The organism is Conexibacter sp. JCM 18997, assembly GCF_055391915.1.
Genome location: NZ_AP043885.1, coordinates 122,917 through 139,365 on the forward strand (window position 1 = coordinate 122,917; position 16,449 = coordinate 139,365).

Genomic DNA, 16,449 nt, shown 5'->3' on the forward strand with positions numbered 1-16,449 from the left:
CGTGCGCACCTTCTCGCTTGTCGCTTTGCTCGTGGCGGTCCTCGCCGCCGGTCCCGCCCTGGCCGACGCCGCCTGGGACGACGCCGTCGGGGTCTCCGCGCCGGGTGGCGCGGCGACCGGTAGCGCCAACGCCGTCGCGGCCGCGCCGGGGGGACGCTTCGTCGTCGCATGGACGTGGGGCGCGCCCGGCACGACCACCACGACCCAGGTCCAGGCCCAGCGCCTGGGCAACGGCCGCACCGGCGAGCGCCTCACGCTGGCCACCGGCACCGGCACGGTCAACGACGTGCGGCTGTGGCCGGCGCCCAACGGGCGCACCGTGGCGACCTGGTCCAGCCCCGTCGGCCCGTTCGACATCCCGATCACGCTGCGCACGATCGGGGCCGACGATCGCCTCGGCCCGCCGGTGACGGTCACTGAGCCGGGCGACAGCGGCCTGGGCGTCGTGGCGGTGCCGCAGTCCGACGGCTCGATCACCGTGGCCTGGATCGATCAGACCGCCGTCCAGGGCTCGATCGTCAAGGCCCGGCAGATCTCGGCCGCGGGCACGGCCGGGCCCGTGTCCACGCTGACCGCGCCCGACGCCGGGGTGGACGACCTGGTCGGCGCCGCGGACATGGACGGCGGCGCGCTGCTGGTCTGGACCGCGCGCGGCGTCCTGTACGGCCAGCGCATCACCGGGGCCGGCGCGGCCGCCCGCCCGACCTTCCGGATCACGCCCGCCGACGCGACGGTCGACTCGCCCCAGGTGGCGACGGACGGGACAGGCGGCGCGACCGTGGTCTGGGTGCAGCAGTCGACGCCGGTGTCGGTGCAGCAGGTGGCGATCGTGGCCGACGACAAGTTCAGCGGGGCCGACCAGCTGTCGGCGCCCGGGGTGGCGGCGCTGGCCCCGACGCTGGCCTTCCGCAACGGCTCCGGGGTCGTGGCCTGGGAGGCGCAGACGGCGGCCGGCACGGTCGTCGTGGGCCTGGACTCCGACGGGCAGAGCACGACGCTGTCGCCCGTCTCCAGCCTGCTGCCCGAGGTGGCCATCGACGGGGCGGGCAACGGGTTCGCGGTGTGGCGGCACACGGTCGGCTCGACCGGGACCGTGCAGGCCGCGCTGTTCGGCCGCGTCCCGGCGCCCCAGGTGACGACGGTGTCGGCGGCGACCACCGAGCAGCAGTACCAGCACATCGCCGCGTCCCCCGACGGCCGCGCGCTGGCCACCTGGGCGCTGACGACGCCGACCGGGACGCAGGTGCAGGCTGCGGAGTACACGCCGCCGCGCACGCGGCTGCAGATCGATCACCCGACGGCCACGGTGTCGGCCCGCGGCCGCCTGGTGCTGCGCGTGCGCTGCGGCGCGACCGACGCGCGGTCCTGCGTGGGCGGCCTGCGCCTGCGCCGGGGCGGCGTCATCGCCCAGCGCCCGCTCAGCGTCCGGGCCGATCGCGTCGCGCTCGTGCCCGTCACGCTGAACGGTCGCGCCCGCCGGCAGCTGGCCCGCACCGGGCGGCTGGCGGTGGAGGCGGTCGTGGCCACCAGCCAGCTCCAGACGCGGCGGGTCACCCGCGTGCGTCAGAGGCTCACGCTGCGATTGGCCAACGGCGGCGCTGCTCGCTAGGGTCCACACATGGAGGAGACCTGGATTGACGGGACCCTCTTCGCCTTCGACGGTCGGGTCGTGGAAGCCTTCGGGTTTCCGGGCGAAGGGGACCTGCGCTACCACATTCGCAACCTGAAGCTCACGGTTGACGATCCCGACAACAAGGGCCGCCGGTGCATCCATCTGCGGCCCTGGTCGACCGGTGCCGGCAGCATGGCGATGCACATCTCGCCCGAGGCCTGGCCTGGCGCCCAGCCGTTCCTGGAACACGTCGCGTCGGCGATCGCCGACTCGCGCAAGGAAGCGGCCGCCGCCTAGCTGGCCGGGGCGGCCATCAGGTCCAGCCCCGTGGCCAGCGTCCGCTGCACGCGCCGCATCGTCTCGACCTTGCGCTCGAGCTCGGTCGGCGTGTAGCAGTGGATGTCGGCGTGGTCGCCCATCTCGCTGGCGTCCCACAGGTTGCCGGCCACGTAGACGCGTTCCAGCCAGGGGATTCCGGCGAACGCCTCGGAGACCAGCACGACGACGAACTCGGGCCCGCGCTCACGCTGCGCGCCCAGGCCACGCTCATCGTCGACCTGGGCTCCGCCGAGCCACGCCCGCTCGATCGGCCAACGGTCACCGACGCGGCCGAGATAACGCTCGAGCTCGCGGTGGTTGATCGACATGCGAACGTCCATCCTGCCAGCGCGCGGGCCATCGCGCCAGCGGGATGCCGGAATGGCTACGCGAACTCGGCCGCGTCGTGCGGGCCGACGCAGGCCACGGCGAGGCTGTCGGGATCGATCGCTGCGGCCACCTCGCGCACCTGATCGACGGTGACGGCGTCCAGCGCGTCGATCGCCCGGTCGGGATCGACGTCCTCGCCGAACACGATGCGCTGGTTGGCCGCGTAGCGGGCCACCGCGTTGGTGTTCTCGAAGGCCAGGACGCGACGGCCGGCGGCGTAGGCGCGGGCGCGCTCGACCTCCTCGACGGACGGCCCGTCGGCGTGCAGCTCGGCCACGATCTCGCGCATGCGCGTGTAGGCCTCGACGCACTTGCTGGACTCCAGGCCGGAGCCGAGCTGGAGGATCGGGGCGTCGGCGAAGCTGTGGTCGACCGACCAGACCGAGTAGCACAGGCCGCGCTGCTCGCGGATCTCGTCGAACAGGCGCGAGCCCATCGAGCCGCCCAGCAGCGTCGAGTAGATCGTCAGCGCCGCGCGCTGGGCCTGATCGCGCACGTCGACCTGGGGCGCGTAGAGCATGCGCAGGTGCGACTGGTTGGTGTCGCGCTGCTCGACCAGGCGCTCGGTCTTCGGCGCGGGCGCGGGGTCGTAGGGCCCAGGAGCGGGCAGCGACGGGAAGCGCTCCAGCAGCTCGGCGGTGCGACCGTCGGAGTCGACGTGGTCGAGGTTGCCGACGATGAAGGCGCCGCCGTTGGCCCCGGCCCACTGGCGCTCGCGGAAGCCGACGATCGCCTCGCGCGAGAACGTGCGCAGGTGCTCCTCGGGGCCGAGCACGGGGCGTCCGAGCGGGTGCTCGCCGAACGAGGCGCGGTCGATCAGGTACTCGGCCACGGTCGAGGGCTGGTCGAAGGCGCGGTTGATCTCCTGGATGACGACGCCGCGCTCGCGGTCGAGCTCCTCGGCGTCGATGCGCGGGCGCCCGACGAAGTCCGTCAGCAGGTCCAGCGCCTCCATCGCGCGCTCGGCCCGGCAGGTGATGTGGAAGGCGACGAGGTCGTGCGAGGTGTACGCGTTCAGCGACGCGCCCATCCGCTCGGCGGTCTCGTTGACCTTGCGGTAGTCGTCGAACAGCTCGCCGCCCTTGAACACCAGGTGCTCGAGGAAGTGGGCGGCCCCGTTCTCCTCGGGGCGCTCGGTGCGCGCGCCCGCGTCGAAGGCCACCAGGATGGTCGTCGCGCGGGTCCCGGGGACCCCAACGCGGTAGAGCGGAAGCCCGTTGGCGAGCTCCTCGTGGGTGATCTGCGCCATTGCCCTCAAGGGTAGTGTCGCGCTACGGTCTGCGACACATCGCGCAAGTGTCGCGCGCGTACCGGAGGAGAGCACTGCATGACCCTGTCCCGGGCCCGCCGCTGCGGCGGGCTGATCCTGGCCGTCTCGCTGCTGGGCGCCACCGCCACAGCCGGTGTCGCGCACGCGGCCACGCCGGCCACCCGCGTGGTGACGATGAACGGCTACGCCGCGCCCGGCACGCCCGATGCGCTGAACAAGGTCAAGGTCATCCAGATCGGCAAGCCCAGCGCCAAGCGCGTGCTCGTGCTGGTGCCCGGCACGTCGGGCGGCGGCCCCTACTTCGCGCCCGTCGCCCGTGACATCGTCCGGCGTCTGCCGGGCTGGCAGGTGTGGTCGATCGAGCGGCGCGAGAACCTGCTCGAGGACCAGTCGGTGCTCCAGCAGGCCAAGGCCGGCCAGGCCACGCCGCAGCAGCTGTTCGACTACTACCTGGGCTGGCTGAGCAACCCGAGCATCACCACGCACTTCACGGCCAAGACCGACGCCGAGACCGGCTACGCCCGCGACTGGGGCATGAACGTCGCCGTCAACGACATCCGCGTGGTCATCCAGGCGGCCAAGCAGGGCGGGCGCAAGGTCACGCTCGGCGGCCACTCGCTGGGCGGCTCGATCATCGACGCCTACGCGACCTGGGACTTCAACGGCACCGCGGGTGGCGACGACCTCAACGGCCTGGTGTTCATCGACGGCGGCAGCGGCCCGGGCACCGCGGCCACGCCCGAGGCGGCGCAGGCCAGCCTCGACCAGCTGGCCACGAGCTCGCCGTTCCTGGACCTGACCGGCCTGGGCCTGCCCTGGTCGGCGGGCGTGTTCAACGCGGTCGGCTCCAACTCGGCGCTGATCGATCCCGACGGCCCGGCGATCCTGTCGGCCTGGTCGCTGCTGCCGGCCAACCTCAAGCCGCCGGTGACCGCCACCGCGGAGGCCAGCTACGGCTACGCGCTCGACGTCCGCACCGGCCCCAAGAGCCTGGCGCTGGTGCAGTCGCACATCGGCCACCTGGCCGCCAGCGGCGATCCGCGCGGTTGGGTCAACGACGGCCTGACCACCGCGCTGCGCGCCGCGCGGGTGTTCGGCTCGCCCGACTTCCCCGACATGGACGGCACCGCGTGGTACCACCCGCGGCGCTTGAGCATCGACGCGGGCGCGGTCAACGGCGGCATCGCCAACCCGGCCGACGCGACGCTCGACGTGCACGCGATCCACGGCGCGACGCTGAAGACGCCGATCTACGCGTTCGCCACCAGCCTGGGCGGCGAGCGGGTGATCACCGCGGCCAAGGCGATCGCCGCGCAGGCGAACATCAAGAACGTCGTGACGGTCAACGCCGCCGCCACCGACGCGCACATCGACCCGATCGACGACCTGCCGGGCAAGAACAAGTTCCTCAAGACGGTCGTGCCGTTCCTGAAGGGTCTGTCCTAGTGCTGGGGCAGGCCCTATGACCCTGAAGTGAGCAGCATCCGCAGGATCGGCTCGGCGCGCGCGGCGTCGGGCCGATCCCCGGTGATCAGGTCCAGGTAGGTGTAGGACTCGATCAGGCGGGCGAGCACGTAGGCCACCTCGCGCCGCTCGGCGGCGAACGTCAGGTGCTCCTCGGCCAGCAGGCGCTCCAGGGCGTCGATCAGCCGGACCTGGAAGCCGCCCTCGCGCCCGGTCAGCAGGCGCATCGCGTGCTCGCCCTCCTCGGCCAGCCAGCGCTGCATGCCCGGATCGGCGATCGCCGCGTCGGTCAGGCCCAGGACCACCGCGATCACCCGCTCGGCGCCGCGCCGATCGGCGGTCTGCGTGCCGATGCGCTCCAGCGCCCGGCACCCCTTGGACCACACCACCTCGACCAGCAGCTTGTCGCGCGAGCCGACCCAGCGGTACAGCGTGGCCCGGTTGACGCCCAGCTGGGTGGCCAGCGCGCGCATGTCGAGGCGCTCGGGCCGCTCGAAGATCTCGCGCGCGAGCAGCACGGCATCGTCGCGCGTGGGCCGCATAGGCGGCGGACGCTACGCAAATCGCGCAATCCCTGTTGCTTGCAACCGGAACTGCAGCCTTCGAGATGTGTCTCTCTACCTTGTCGACCCGATGGCCGCCACCGAACAGTCACGTGCCGCCGCGCTCCCGCAGCGCCGCGACCGCCTCAACGCGTCCCCGCCCGTCGTCGAGCTCCGCGGCGTCTCCAAGCGCTACCCCGGTGGCGACGTGGGCCTCGACCAGTGCACGCTCTCGATCGCTCGCGGCGAGTTCGTGTTCATCGTCGGCCACTCCGGCTCGGGCAAGTCGACGCTCATGCGCATGCTCATGAAGGAGACCGACGCCACCGACGGCATCGTGCGCGTCGCCGGCAAGGACCTGCGCGACCTCTCGCGGCGCAAGCTGCCCTACTACCGGCGCAACATCGGCATGGTCTTCCAGGACTTCAAGCTGCTCCCCAACCGCACCGTGTACGACAACGTCGCCTACGCGCTGCAGGTCACCGGCGGCAGCCGCAAGGAGATCCGGGCCAAGGTGCCGGACATCCTGCGCCTGACCGGCCTGTCGACCAAGCTGCACAACCATCCCGACCAGCTGTCGGGCGGCGAGCAGCAGCGCGTGGCCATCGCGCGCGCGTTCGTCAACCACCCGCCGCTGCTGCTGGCCGACGAGCCCACGGGCAACCTCGATCCCGAGACGTCGATCGGGATCATGCAGCTGCTCTACCGCATCAACCGCACCGGCTCGACGGTCATCGTCGCCACCCATGACGTGGCGATGGTCGACAAGATGCGTCGCCGCGTGATCGAGCTGCAGCGCGGCCGCGTCGTGCGCGACCAGGCCGCCGCGCGCTACTCCGGCGGCGAGCCGAACACCGCCGAGCTGGGCGCCGTGCTGCGGGAGCACCTGGAGGACCCCTCGTGAAGCTCGGGTTCTTCCTGAAGGAGTCGATGCGCTCGATGAAGCGCAACCCGATTCCCTCGTTCGCCGCGATGGCCTCCGTGCTGGTCACGCTGCTCGTGCTCGGCGTCTTCATCCCGATCGTCCAGGCGACGACGGGGGCGGCCAACGACGTGCGCGACAAGGTCGCGCTCGAGGTCTACCTCAAGGGCGACGCGAGCAACCAGCAGGTCGAGCGCGTGCGCCGCCTGCTGACCGACAACAACGACGTCCAGTCGGTCACCTACATCTCCAAGGAAGAGGCCTACAAGCGCGAGTCCAAGCGCAACCCCGAGGCCTACGAGCTGCTGGGCAGCAACCCGCTGCCGGACTCCTTCCGCGTCACGCCCAAGGACCCCGGCGACGTCGACGCGATTCGCAACGCGCTCGCGCCGACCACGCCGTCGGGCGACCGCACGGTCGTGGACCCCGCGATCGACGAGGTCAAGAACCGCAAGGAGGAGACGGACAAGATCCTCACGGCGACCAGCGTCGTGAAGCTGGCCATGATCCTCCTGTGCGGCCTGCTGATCGTCGCCTCGGCGCTGCTGGTCTCCAACACGATCCGCCTGTCGCTGTTCTCGCGCCGGCGCGAGGTCGAGGTCATGAAGCTGGTCGGCGCGACCGACTGGTTCATCCGCTGGCCGTTCGTGATCGAAGGGATCATCCTCGGGACCCTGGGCGGTGCGCTGGCGATCCTCCTGCTGCTGGTGGGCAAGATCGCCTTCGTCGATCCGCTGGCCGCGGACTTCGCGCTGATCTCGGCGCCCAAGACGATGGCGCTGCCGGTGCTGGCGCTGCTGCTGATGGTCGCGGCGGTGGGCGTGTCGGCGCTGGGCTCCGGCCTGTCGCTGCGCCGCTTCTTGAAGGTCTAGTTACTTCTGCCACCTAGGCTGGAGCGGGTGCGTCGCAACCCGATCCTCTACGTCCTGGCCGTGGTCGTGCCCATCGCGCTGCTGGCGGTGGGCATCTACCTGGGCGGCCATCCGAACGGCCTGCCCTCGCCCGTGCGCAGCGCGCTCGTCGGCGACGACGACAGCCAGCTCTTCCAGGAGGCGGTCGACAAGGTGCACGCCGACTACTACCGCGAGGTCCCCGACGAGGAGCTGACCAACACGGCGATCGCCGGGATGGTCGACGCGCTGAAGGACAAGTACTCGCACTACTTCACGCCGAAGCAGTTCGAGCAGTACATGCAGCAGACCAACGCGCAGTTCACCGGCGTGGGGATCGAGGTGGCCGAGGACAAGCAGGGCCTGAAGGTCATGCGCGTCTACGACGACTCGCCTGCGCAGAAGGCGGGCCTGCGCAAGGACGACCTGATCGTGCAGGCGGCCGGGCACGACCTCGCCGGCCTGACCGTCGATCGCGCCTCGCGCTTCATCCGCGGCAAGGAGGGCACGACGGTCGAGCTCGTCTTCGAGCGCGACGGCAAGCGGATCACGCGCGAGGTCGAGCGCGCGGTGGTCAGCGCCCCGGTGGTGGCGTCGAAGATGCGCACCGCACCCGACGGCACGAAGATCGCCCAGGTGGCGCTGTCGCAGTTCAGCCGGGGCGCCTCCGAGCAGGTGCGCCAGGAGGTCGACAAGCGCCTGAAGGAGGGCGCCAAGGGCATCCTGCTCGACCTGCGCGGCAACGGCGGCGGCCTGCTGGACGAGGCGCGCCTGGTCGCATCGATCTTCATCCCCGACGGGGACATCGTGCGGATCGAGGGCCGCAACCAGCCCTCGCACACGCTGACCGCCGCCGGCGACGCGATCTCGGGCAAGATCCCCGTCGCGGTGCTCGTCGACGGCAACACGGCCTCGGCCTCGGAGATCGTCTCCGGCGCCATCCAGGATCGCGGGCGCGGTGAGGTGATCGGCGAGCACACCTACGGCAAGGGCGTCTTCCAGGAGGTCCAGCGCATGTCCAACGGCGGCGCGCTCGACCTGACCGTGGGCGAGTACTTCCTGCCCAGCGGGCGCAACCTCGGCGGGGGCGGCGTCGAGCAGGGGGCCGGCGTCCAGCCCGACGTCAAGGTCACCGACGACGACAAGACCAAGCAGGACGAGGTCGTCGAAGAGGGCGTGGACGTCCTGGCCGGCCAGACCCGGTGAGCCGGCCGGGCGCCGGGATCGTCGGCGTGCTGGAGCAGCGCGGGCGCTTCGTGACCGTCGCGCCGCTGTTCGGCCCCGGGCGGGGCGTCCCGGTCGAGCGCACCAGCCGGGCCGCGATCGGCGACCTGGTGCTCGTGCGCCCGGCGGTGCAGCGCAAGCAGTCGGCCAAGATCGTCCGCGTCCTGGGCAAGCCCGACAACGCGCGGGCGCTGATCGAGGCGCTGATGCTCGACCGCGGGCTGGCCCGGCGCTTCGACCCGGCGGTCGACCGCGCGGCGAAGAAGGCGCGCGACGCCGGCGGCGAGGTCGACGCGCCCCGTCGCGACCTGCGCGACCTGACGACGTTCACGATCGATCCGGTCACCGCCAAGGACTTCGACGACGCGATCTCCGCCGAGGGCGCCAAGGTGTGGGTGCACATCGCCGACGTCAGCGCGTTCGTGCGGCCGGGCTCCCTGGTCGATCGCGAGGCGGCCAAGCGCGCGACGTCCGTCTACGTTCCCGGCGCCGTCGAGCCGATGCTGCCCGAGGCGCTCTCCAACGACGCCTGTTCGTTGCGACCCGACGTCGAGCGCCTCGCGGTGACCGTCGAGATGGACTTCGCCGGCGCGCGCGTGGAGAAGGTGGCCTTCTACCGCTCGGTCATCCGCTCCGACATGCGCCTGGACTACGAGCAGGTCGACCGGATCTTCGCGGGCCAGGAGCCATGGGCCGAGCCCTGGGCCCAGCCGTTGCGCGACGCGCGCGCGGTCGCCGCCGACCTGCAGGCGGCGCGCGAGTCGCGCGGGGCGCTGGCCGTCGAGTCCTCCGAGCCCGAGTTCACCTTCGACCGCGGCGGGCACGTGACCGCCGCGGCCGCCTCGGTGCAGACCGAGTCCCACCGGCTGATCGAGCACCTGATGATCGCCGCCAACGAGCAGGTGGCGGGCTTCCTGGAGACGCGCAGGACGCCGACGCTCTACCGCGTGCACGAGCCGCCCGAGCCGGCCCGCGTCGAGCGCCTGGTCGGGCAGCTGGCCTCGCTGGGCGTGGCCACGCCGCCGCTGCCCGACGTGCTCACGCCGTCGCAGGCCGCCGACCTGGTGGGCGAGTGCTCGCGGCTGGTGGCCGAGCACGTGCGCCGCACCGGCCACGGCCGCGCCGGGCTGACCTCGCTCGTGCTGCGCTCGCTCAAGCAGGCCTACTACTCGCCGCGCAACCTCGGTCACGCCGGGCTGAGCTCGAAGGCCTACTCGCACTTCACCTCGCCGATCCGGCGCTATCCCGATCTCGTCTGCCACCGCGCGCTGCTCAGCGCGGTCGGAGGCGGGGAGGAGACCCCGCCGGCGTCCAAGCTGGGGAGCGTGGCCGAATGGTCCTCGGCCAAGGAGCGCGACGCGATGGACATCGAACGCAAGGCCGACGACATCGTGCGCTGCCTGCTGCTGGAACGCGAGCTGTTCTCCAGCGGCCACGGCTATGAGCGCGTGTTCGACGGCGAGGTCACCGGGGTGATCGGCGCGGGCGCGTTCGTGGCCTTCGGCGCGGGCTACGAGGGGCTGCTCCCGGTGCGCCGGCTGCGCGGCGACTGGTGGGAGCTCAACGAGCCGGGCACGATCCTGGAGGGCGAGCGGTCGGGCGCGACGATCCGCATCGGCGATCCGGTGCAGGTGCGCGTGGGCGGGATCGACGTGGCCCGCGGCCGGGTCGACCTCGAGCCCGTGGAGGATCTGGCGGCTACCGTCTAGGCGATGGCCAAGGGCGGCAAGAAGAAGGCAGCACCGGGGGACGTCGCCACCAACCGGCAGGCGTCCTTCCGCTTCGAGCTGCTCGACAAGCTCGAAGCGGGCATGGAGCTGCAGGGCACCGAGGTCAAGGCGCTGCGCACCGTCGGCGCGCAGCTGAAGGACGGCTACGCCAGCCTGCGCGACGGCGAGCTGTGGCTCTACAACGTCCACATCCCGCCCTATCCGCCCGCCGCGCGCGACAACCACGAGTCCGAGCGGCCGCGCAAGCTGCTGCTCAAGCGGCGCGAGCTGGACAAGCTCCAGGGCCAGCTGCACGAGAAGGGCCTGACGCTCGTGCCCACGCGGATCTACTTCCAGGGGCCGTTCGCCAAGGTCGAGGTGGCGCTGGGGCGCGGCAAGGACCGCTTCGACAAGCGCCAGTCGATCCGCGAGCGCGAGACCAAGCGCGACCTCGCGCGGGCCAAGGCCGACGCCAACAGCTGAAACCGGGGGCGGCCGACCGGTCGTCTAGCTGGGCGCGTCCGCGCTCATAGATGCGTCCGCCGTGTCCGATCACCCGGCCATGGACCGCCTGCTGCGCAGCCACGTCCGGGCCTATCTGCTGCTGATCGCCGCGGCGGCGGCGATTCCGGCGGCGGCGATGCACTTCCTGGCCGGCGAGCCCGCGGGCATCCCGGCCACCGGCCATCTGCTGATCATGGCCATCGGTTCGGGCATCGCGGCGACGGCGAGCATCGGCCTGCTGATCGCCGGCGTCCGGGCCAACGACGCCCGCTCGGTGATGGCCGGCGGCGCGTTCGCCACGATGACGCTGCTGCTGGCGCTGCACGGCCTGGCCACGCCCGGCGTCCTGTTCGCTCCCAACGGGGTGATCGCGCTGGCCGGCGGCCTCGCGCTACCGGTCGGCGGCGCGCTGCTGACGCTGGCCGCGGTGCCCGCGCTCAACCGGGCCGAGCACGTGCGCGCGCTGGCCATCGGCTACGGCGTCCTGCTGGTGGCGCTGGCCGCCGCGGGTGGGGTGTTCCTGGCCGACCCCGCCGTGGTGCCCAGCCTGCCCAAGCCCGGGGATCCGCTGGCCGTCGCGTTGCTCGGCGTCGGCGCGGTGTTCTTCGCGCTCGTCGCCTGGCGGGCCGTGCGCACGTTCGCGCTGACGCGCCGCGCCGCGGACCTGTGCATCACCGTCGGCGTCGTCTGGATGGGCGTGGCGCTGATCCCGCAGCTGCTGCTGGGACCGGCCGGCGGCTGGGCCTACTGGCTGGGCCACGCGCTCGAGCTGGGCGGCGTCGCCGCGGTCGGCCTGCCGATGATGCTCGACGCCTATCGCGGGCGCCCGTCGCACGCGGCGATCGGCGACCTCTCGCCGATCGACCTGGTCGGCGACGAGGAGGCGTTCCTGGGGCCGCGCGTGCGGGTGCTGATGGCCCGGCTGGAGCGCAAGGACGTCTCGACCGCGTCGCACACGCGTCGCGTGGCCGAGTGGGCGGTGCGGATCGGCGAGGAGCTCGGGCTCGGGCCGGGGCGCCTGCGCGAGCTGGCGCTGGCCGGCCTGTTGCACGACATGGGCAAGCTGTCGGTGCCGACGGCGATCCTGGCCAAGCCCGGGCCGCTGGACGACGAGGAGATGGCGGTCATCCAGATGCACGCCGCGTGGGGCGACGAGCTGCTGGCCGAGCTCGGCTACCCCGAGCACGTGCGGCGCGTCGTGCGCGGCCACCACGAGCGCCTGGACGGCAGCGGCTACCCGGACGGCCTGCGCGGTGAGCAGCTGGACCTGCTGACCCGGATCCTGGCCGTCGCGGACGTCTACGACGCGCTCGTCTCCGACCGCGTGTACCGCCCGGCCTGGGAGCCCGAACGGGCGCTGGCGCTGTTGCAGGAGGGGGCCGGGACGCAGTTCGATGCGGCCTGCGTCGGGGCGCTCGAGCGCCGCCTGCGCGAGAAAAACACCCAAATTGCGGACTCGTACCAAAGCGCACTTGACCTGCGCTGGGTCGCTTCGTAGATTCACTCTCAGACGCGGGTTCGAGCCGCGAAAGAGCGAGGCCACCGGGATGGAAGGCCGCGCCACCCGACACCAGGCGCCGCTCCGCAAGGGGTGTAGCGACAGGAGAACGGTTCCCACACACGGCTCGGCTCGCGTCCCTTTTTTTGCCCGATCCGCCCGGTTCACCGCGGTTCGGCCAAGAGGGCGGCCAGGTGCTCGAGCTCGCGCTGGATCGTCGGTGAGCGCGGGATCGTCGGGAACGCGACCGGCGGGACCGGCGTCGTCGTGGCGGCGGCGCGGGTGAGCGCGTCCAGCGCGTCGGGCAGGCCCGCGGGAACGTGGTCGGGCTCCAGCGGCGCGCTGCTGACCAGGTAGCCGACGCGCTCGATCGAGGCGATCACCGGCCAGCGCACGTCGGCCACCGGCGCGCTGCCCAGGCGGTCGGCCAGCGCGGCGTCGGCGATCGCCCGCAGGTTCAGCAGCTGCACGTGCAGATCGGCCCGCGCGTTGCGCGCGGCGGGGCTGTCGGCGCCCTCGCGCAGGCCGGCCTGCAGCAGCGCGCCGGTCGTCTGCACGCTCTTGGCCGACGCGCCGAGGATGCGCGTCCGGGCCGCGCTGGGCCACAGCAGGCGGCCGGCCGCGATGCCCAGCACCGCGCCGATCAGCGTGTCGACGATGCGCCCGCCCAGCAGCACGTCGGTGATCGATCCGGGGTGCGCGAGATCGGCCAGCAGCAGCGTCAGCGGCGTGATGAACGCGACCGCGACGGCGTAGCTGGTGGCGATCACCGCCTCGATGACCAGCTGCAGCAGCACGATCACCGCGACGATCGCCCCCGCGGTCGGATCCAGCGCGGCGATGCCGGCCGCGATCAGGACGCCGACCAGGGTGCCGGCGCTGCGCTCGATCCCGCGCCGCAGGGAGGTGACGAGCGTCGAGCCCTGCAGGACGGCCGAGACGGTCAGCGCGATCCAGTAGGGCTGGCCCACGCGCAGCAGGTGGCCGATGGCCAGCGCCAGCGCGATCGTGATGCCGGCCCGCAGGGCCGCGGGCACCGCGAGCGAGTGGCGCAGCACGAGCCGGCGGGGCGGCGGCTCGGGGGCCGGCGGCGCGGGTGCTCCGGCCAGGACGGCGCGGATGCCGGCCAGCGCCGCGTCGACGCGCGGCCCGGGCGGCTCCAGCCGGGCCGGATCCCGCGCCGTTGTCCGCCTGAGCCCGCTATCCGGGCCCAGGACGACAACGGCCGGGTCGCGCGTGGCCGCGGCCAGCTCGCGGACGCGCGGGGCCCAGCCCGGGTCCACGGCCACGCCGAGCGCCTCGACGCCGACGACCGCGTCGAGCAGGTCGTCGGCCTGCACCTGGATCGCCCGCAGGCGCGCCGCGCTGGCGCCGGAGGCCGACGCGACCGCGTGCGTGGCGGCGCGCGCGGCCAGCGCCGCCTGGTGGCGCGCGACGCGCAGCTCGGGCGCGCTGGTGGCGATCGCGTCGAGCAACGCGGCGGCCGCGCCCAGGGCGTTGGCCGTGGCGATCCGCTCGGGCCGGCTGCGGTCGGCCAGCCAGCCGCTCATCGCGATCAGCCAGGCGACGGCGCCGCCGGCCAGCGCCAGGCCGCCGCGGGCCAGCGCCCCGGGTGGGTCCAGCGGGAGCGTCGCGGCCATCAGCGCGACCAGCACGATCATGTGCTCGCGCGGCGGCCCGACCTCGAGCGTCAGGCAGGCGAAGGTGGCGATCGCGGCGATCGCGCCGGCCACCACGACCGAGGCGACGGCGGACGGCGCGGCCAGCGTGCCGGCCACGGCCGCCGTGGCGATGGCGGCGGCGATCGCGGCGTGCAGACGGGCGCGGCGCCGGTAGGGCTCGAACTGCCCGTACAGCCCCGAGAGCGCACCGAGGCTGGCCACCATCCCGTAGGACGGCTTGCCGGCGATCACGCCCGCGCTGAGCGGCACGGCCATGCACGCGGCCGAGCGCAGCGGGTGCGCCCAGCCGCTGGGGGCCAGGCGCAGGTGGCGGGCGGCCGACCCTGCGGCGCGCAGCTCGGCGATGGCGCGCGACGCGGGCACCCCGCCATCCTGCCCGCTACGGGGCGATCGGGAGCGTGGCCAGGTAGATCGCGCCGCCCAGCAGCGCCGTGGTGGCCAGGCTGACGACGGCGATGCGCAGCGGCGGCCAGGCCAGCCGCAGCGAGATGCCGGCGAAGAACAGCACGGCGGCGAAGAACACCGTGCTGAGGATGTAGCCGTCGTCGTGGTTCTTGGCCGCCAGCGCTTCACGGTTGGCGTCGTCGGCGCGCACGTCGAACTCCGCGGCGCGGGCGGTCGCCGCCAGCTTGTACTGCGGCAGGTAGAGCGGGCCCGCGGCGGCGGCCGGGTTCTCGAACGGCTTCTGGGCCAGCCAGGCCTCGAACGCGGGCACGAACTCGTCGCGGAAGCGGTTGCGATACAGCGCCTCGAAGGTCGTGTCGCCGCGCTCGCGCGCGTCCAGCCAGCCGTCGAAGTACAGGAGGTCGTCGATGCGCTGCTGGCCGGCCAGCGTGAGCTGGCGCTGGGCCTGGTTGCGCTGCGCGCCGGCGTCGGAGAACAGCGCGGCCTGCTCGCCGCCCCACTTGGCGGCCTGGTAGCCGCTCCACGCGGTCAGCAGCGTGGTCAACGACAACAGCACGACGGTGATCAGCTCGAGGACCCGCTCCTGGCGCGCGACCGGCGGCCCGTGGTCGTGCTTCTCGGTCACCTCGTGCGGGAGGTGCGCATGGACGTGGCCGGACATCGCGGCGGATCGTCCCAGGGGATCCGGCGGACCCGCAGGTCGGTTCGATAAGTAGACCGACCTGGTACCGTGGTTCTCCGCACTCACCTTTCGTAAGGACGTCACCATGCAGATCGAAGGATCCGTCGCACTCGTCACCGGCGCCAACCGCGGGCTGGGCCAGGCCATCGCCCGGTCGCTCGTCGCCGCCGGCGCCGCGAAGGTCTACGGCGGATCGCGCGATCCGCAGGCGATCAGCGATCCGGGCGTCACGCCCGTGGCCCTCGACGTGACCGACGGCGCGCAGGTCGCCGACGTGGCCGCGCGACTGGGCGACGTCGATCTGGTCGTCAACAACGCGGGGATCGCCTCGCTGGCCTTCCCGTTGACCGCGGACCTCGAGCAGGCCCGGCGCGAGCTCGACGTCAACTACATCGGCACGCTCGCCGTGGCGCAGGCGTTCGCGCCGGTGCTGGCCGCCAACGGCGGGGGCGCGCTGGTCAACGTCCTGTCGGTCGTCTCGTTCGTCTCCTCACCGCACCTGAGCACCTACTCGGCGTCGAAGTCGGCGCAGTGGTCGATCACCAACGCGCTGCGCATCGCCCTGCGCGGCCAGGGGACGCTCGTCTCCGGCGTCCACGTGGGCTACATCGACACGGACCTGGCCTCCGCCATCGAGGCCGAGAAGCACACGCCCGAGCTGGTGGCCGAGACGATCCTGGCCGGCGTCGCGGCGGGCGACGAGGAGATCCTCGTCGACGAGTTCTCGCGCGACGTCAAGGGCGGCCTGTCCAACGACCATGACCTGCTGTATCCCGGGATCCAGGCGCAGTACGACGCGGCTCAGGCGTCGATCACGCGGTAGGCGAACTCCGTCTCCCACTTGCGGAAGTCGGGCTCCTCGTAGGGGCCGACGCAGTAGTGCTCGACCGCGCAGTCGTAGCGCACGTCGTGCGCGCGCATCCAGTCCAGCACGTGGGTGCGCGCCACGGCCAGGTCGGGTGCCGTCTCGCTGCGGTAGGGCCCGATGTGGCGGTAGACGACGTAGCGCCCGGCGGGCAGGGTGCGCGCCTGCACGCGCCCGTCGCCACGCTGGCCATCGGCGACCGGCACGGCGACCTCGAGCTCGAGCGGCTCGCCCGCCGCGTCGATCCGCAGGAACCGCATGAACGGCGCGCCGGTCAACGCGATCGCCCGTGATCCCACCCACTGCATGAGCTCCGGGAAGGCGGCGTCGACCGCCGCGGGGACGCCGTCGGTGATCGAGCAGTGGATGGCCAGGTAGGGCTGGACGGAGCGATGACGGATCTCGGGCGCGGCGGGCATGCGGGCTGAGACCGCGATCCGGGCGCCGACTCATCGGTGGCCGCGCGCGAAGA

At 72.9% G+C, this 16,449-nt stretch carries 16 protein-coding genes; 10 read left to right on the top strand and 6 right to left on the bottom strand.

Annotated elements, in window-relative coordinates:
- Nucleotide 1 precedes the first annotated feature (1 nt).
- Together ACZ5UI_RS00610 and ACZ5UI_RS00615 are read left to right on the top strand one after the other, a co-directional pair.
- The gene (locus ACZ5UI_RS00610) at nt 2-1,609 is read left to right on the top strand and encodes a hypothetical protein (protein ID WP_464193110.1); all 1,608 of its coding nucleotides are present in this window, start codon (nt 2-4) and stop codon (nt 1,607-1,609) included.
- Nucleotides 1,610-1,618: 9 nt separating this feature from the next.
- Nucleotides 1,619-1,909, top strand: a complete 291-nt coding sequence (locus tag ACZ5UI_RS00615; protein ID WP_464193112.1) for a hypothetical protein — start codon at nt 1,619-1,621, stop codon at nt 1,907-1,909.
- On the opposite strand, the gene ACZ5UI_RS00620 is transcribed toward ACZ5UI_RS00615, so the two are convergent.
- Nucleotides 1,906-2,259: a BolA family protein gene (locus tag ACZ5UI_RS00620; RefSeq protein WP_464193114.1), complete on the bottom strand. Its 354-nt coding sequence runs from the start codon at nt 2,257-2,259 to the stop codon at nt 1,906-1,908. The two genes, ACZ5UI_RS00615 and ACZ5UI_RS00620, sit on opposite strands and share 4 nt — an antisense overlap.
- 56 nt (nt 2,260-2,315) lie before the next feature.
- Nucleotides 2,316-3,569 carry a M16 family metallopeptidase gene (locus ACZ5UI_RS00625; RefSeq protein ID WP_464193116.1) on the bottom strand — a complete coding sequence of 418 codons (1,254 nt, stop codon included), beginning with the start codon at nt 3,567-3,569 and terminating at the stop codon, nt 2,316-2,318.
- A gap of 78 nt (nt 3,570-3,647) precedes the next feature.
- On the opposite strand from ACZ5UI_RS00625, the gene ACZ5UI_RS00630 reads away from it, so the two are divergent.
- Nucleotides 3,648-5,036, top strand: coding sequence for an alpha/beta fold hydrolase (locus ACZ5UI_RS00630; RefSeq protein WP_464193118.1), 1,389 nt, complete (start codon nt 3,648-3,650; stop codon nt 5,034-5,036).
- Between the two features lie 14 nt (nt 5,037-5,050).
- On the opposite strand, the gene ACZ5UI_RS00635 is transcribed toward ACZ5UI_RS00630, so the two are convergent.
- Nucleotides 5,051-5,596 (bottom strand): QsdR family transcriptional regulator, encoded by a 546-nt coding sequence (locus tag ACZ5UI_RS00635; protein ID WP_464193120.1) that lies wholly within the window; start codon nt 5,594-5,596, stop codon nt 5,051-5,053.
- Between the two features lie 91 nt (nt 5,597-5,687).
- Here ACZ5UI_RS00635 and ftsE point away from each other — a divergent pair, with 91 nt between their 5' ends.
- The 6 genes from ftsE to ACZ5UI_RS00665 all read left to right on the top strand — a co-directional run bounded on the left by ftsE (nt 5,688) and on the right by ACZ5UI_RS00665 (nt 12,343).
- Nucleotides 5,688-6,500, top strand: coding sequence for a cell division ATP-binding protein FtsE (gene ftsE / locus ACZ5UI_RS00640; protein WP_464193122.1), 813 nt, complete (start codon nt 5,688-5,690; stop codon nt 6,498-6,500).
- Nucleotides 6,497-7,390, top strand: coding sequence for a permease-like cell division protein FtsX (ftsX, locus tag ACZ5UI_RS00645; protein ID WP_464193124.1), 894 nt, complete (start codon nt 6,497-6,499; stop codon nt 7,388-7,390). The genes ftsE and ftsX overlap by 4 nt, the downstream gene beginning before the upstream one ends.
- Before the next feature lie 27 nt (nt 7,391-7,417).
- On the top strand, nt 7,418-8,614 hold the full coding sequence (locus ACZ5UI_RS00650; RefSeq protein WP_464193126.1) for a S41 family peptidase: 1,197 nt from the start codon (nt 7,418-7,420) through the stop codon (nt 8,612-8,614).
- Entirely contained in the window at nt 8,611-10,341 is a 1,731-nt protein-coding gene (locus tag ACZ5UI_RS00655) for a ribonuclease R family protein (RefSeq protein ID WP_464193128.1), read from the top strand. Before ACZ5UI_RS00650 ends, ACZ5UI_RS00655 begins: the two co-directional genes overlap by 4 nt.
- Nucleotides 10,342-10,344: 3 nt before the next feature.
- Complete coding sequence (gene smpB, locus ACZ5UI_RS00660; protein ID WP_464193130.1) at nt 10,345-10,824, top strand: SsrA-binding protein SmpB; 480 nt, start codon at nt 10,345-10,347, stop codon at nt 10,822-10,824.
- Nucleotides 10,825-10,885: 61 nt separating this feature from the next.
- Nucleotides 10,886-12,343 carry an HD-GYP domain-containing protein gene (locus tag ACZ5UI_RS00665; protein ID WP_464193133.1) on the top strand — a complete coding sequence of 486 codons (1,458 nt, stop codon included), beginning with the start codon at nt 10,886-10,888 and terminating at the stop codon, nt 12,341-12,343.
- A 164-nt stretch (nt 12,344-12,507) separates the two neighbouring features.
- On the opposite strand, the gene ACZ5UI_RS00670 is transcribed toward ACZ5UI_RS00665, so the two are convergent.
- Both ACZ5UI_RS00670 and ACZ5UI_RS00675 read right to left on the bottom strand, forming a co-directional pair.
- A complete protein-coding gene (locus tag ACZ5UI_RS00670) occupies nt 12,508-14,388 on the bottom strand; it encodes an FUSC family protein (protein WP_464193135.1) in 1,881 nt (626 codons plus the stop codon).
- Nucleotides 14,389-14,404: 16 nt separating this feature from the next.
- Nucleotides 14,405-15,091 carry a hypothetical protein gene (locus ACZ5UI_RS00675; RefSeq protein ID WP_464193137.1) on the bottom strand — a complete coding sequence of 229 codons (687 nt, stop codon included), beginning with the start codon at nt 15,089-15,091 and terminating at the stop codon, nt 14,405-14,407.
- 106 nt (nt 15,092-15,197) lie between these two features.
- Between ACZ5UI_RS00675 and ACZ5UI_RS00680 the strand changes: the two genes are divergently transcribed.
- Nucleotides 15,198-15,935, top strand: a complete 738-nt coding sequence (locus ACZ5UI_RS00680) for an SDR family oxidoreductase (protein WP_464193139.1) — start codon at nt 15,198-15,200, stop codon at nt 15,933-15,935.
- Here the strand turns inward: ACZ5UI_RS00680 and ACZ5UI_RS00685 are convergent.
- Nucleotides 15,914-16,396 (bottom strand): GyrI-like domain-containing protein, encoded by a 483-nt coding sequence (locus tag ACZ5UI_RS00685; protein ID WP_464193141.1) that lies wholly within the window; start codon nt 16,394-16,396, stop codon nt 15,914-15,916. The genes ACZ5UI_RS00680 and ACZ5UI_RS00685 overlap by 22 nt on opposite strands.
- Nucleotides 16,397-16,449: the final 53 nt, after the last annotated feature.

What these genes read in the sequence shown, in the direction of transcription:
- ACZ5UI_RS00615 (WP_464193112.1), top strand. Translation starts at nt 1,619, where the DNA reads ATGGAGGAGACCTGGATTGACGGGACCCTCTTCGCCTTCGACGGTCGG.
- ACZ5UI_RS00620 (WP_464193114.1), bottom strand. Translation starts at nt 2,259, where the DNA reads ATGTCGATCAACCACCGCGAGCTCGAGCGTTATCTCGGCCGCGTCGGT.
- ACZ5UI_RS00625 (WP_464193116.1), bottom strand. Translation starts at nt 3,569, where the DNA reads ATGGCGCAGATCACCCACGAGGAGCTCGCCAACGGGCTTCCGCTCTAC.
- ACZ5UI_RS00630 (WP_464193118.1), top strand. Translation starts at nt 3,648, where the DNA reads ATGACCCTGTCCCGGGCCCGCCGCTGCGGCGGGCTGATCCTGGCCGTC.
- ACZ5UI_RS00635 (WP_464193120.1), bottom strand. Translation starts at nt 5,596, where the DNA reads ATGCGGCCCACGCGCGACGATGCCGTGCTGCTCGCGCGCGAGATCTTC.
- ftsE (WP_464193122.1), top strand. Translation starts at nt 5,688, where the DNA reads ATGGCCGCCACCGAACAGTCACGTGCCGCCGCGCTCCCGCAGCGCCGC.
- smpB (WP_464193130.1), top strand. Translation starts at nt 10,345, where the DNA reads ATGGCCAAGGGCGGCAAGAAGAAGGCAGCACCGGGGGACGTCGCCACC.
- ACZ5UI_RS00675 (WP_464193137.1), bottom strand. Translation starts at nt 15,091, where the DNA reads ATGTCCGGCCACGTCCATGCGCACCTCCCGCACGAGGTGACCGAGAAG.
- ACZ5UI_RS00680 (WP_464193139.1), top strand. Translation starts at nt 15,198, where the DNA reads ATGCAGATCGAAGGATCCGTCGCACTCGTCACCGGCGCCAACCGCGGG.
- ACZ5UI_RS00685 (WP_464193141.1), bottom strand. Translation starts at nt 16,396, where the DNA reads ATGCCCGCCGCGCCCGAGATCCGTCATCGCTCCGTCCAGCCCTACCTG.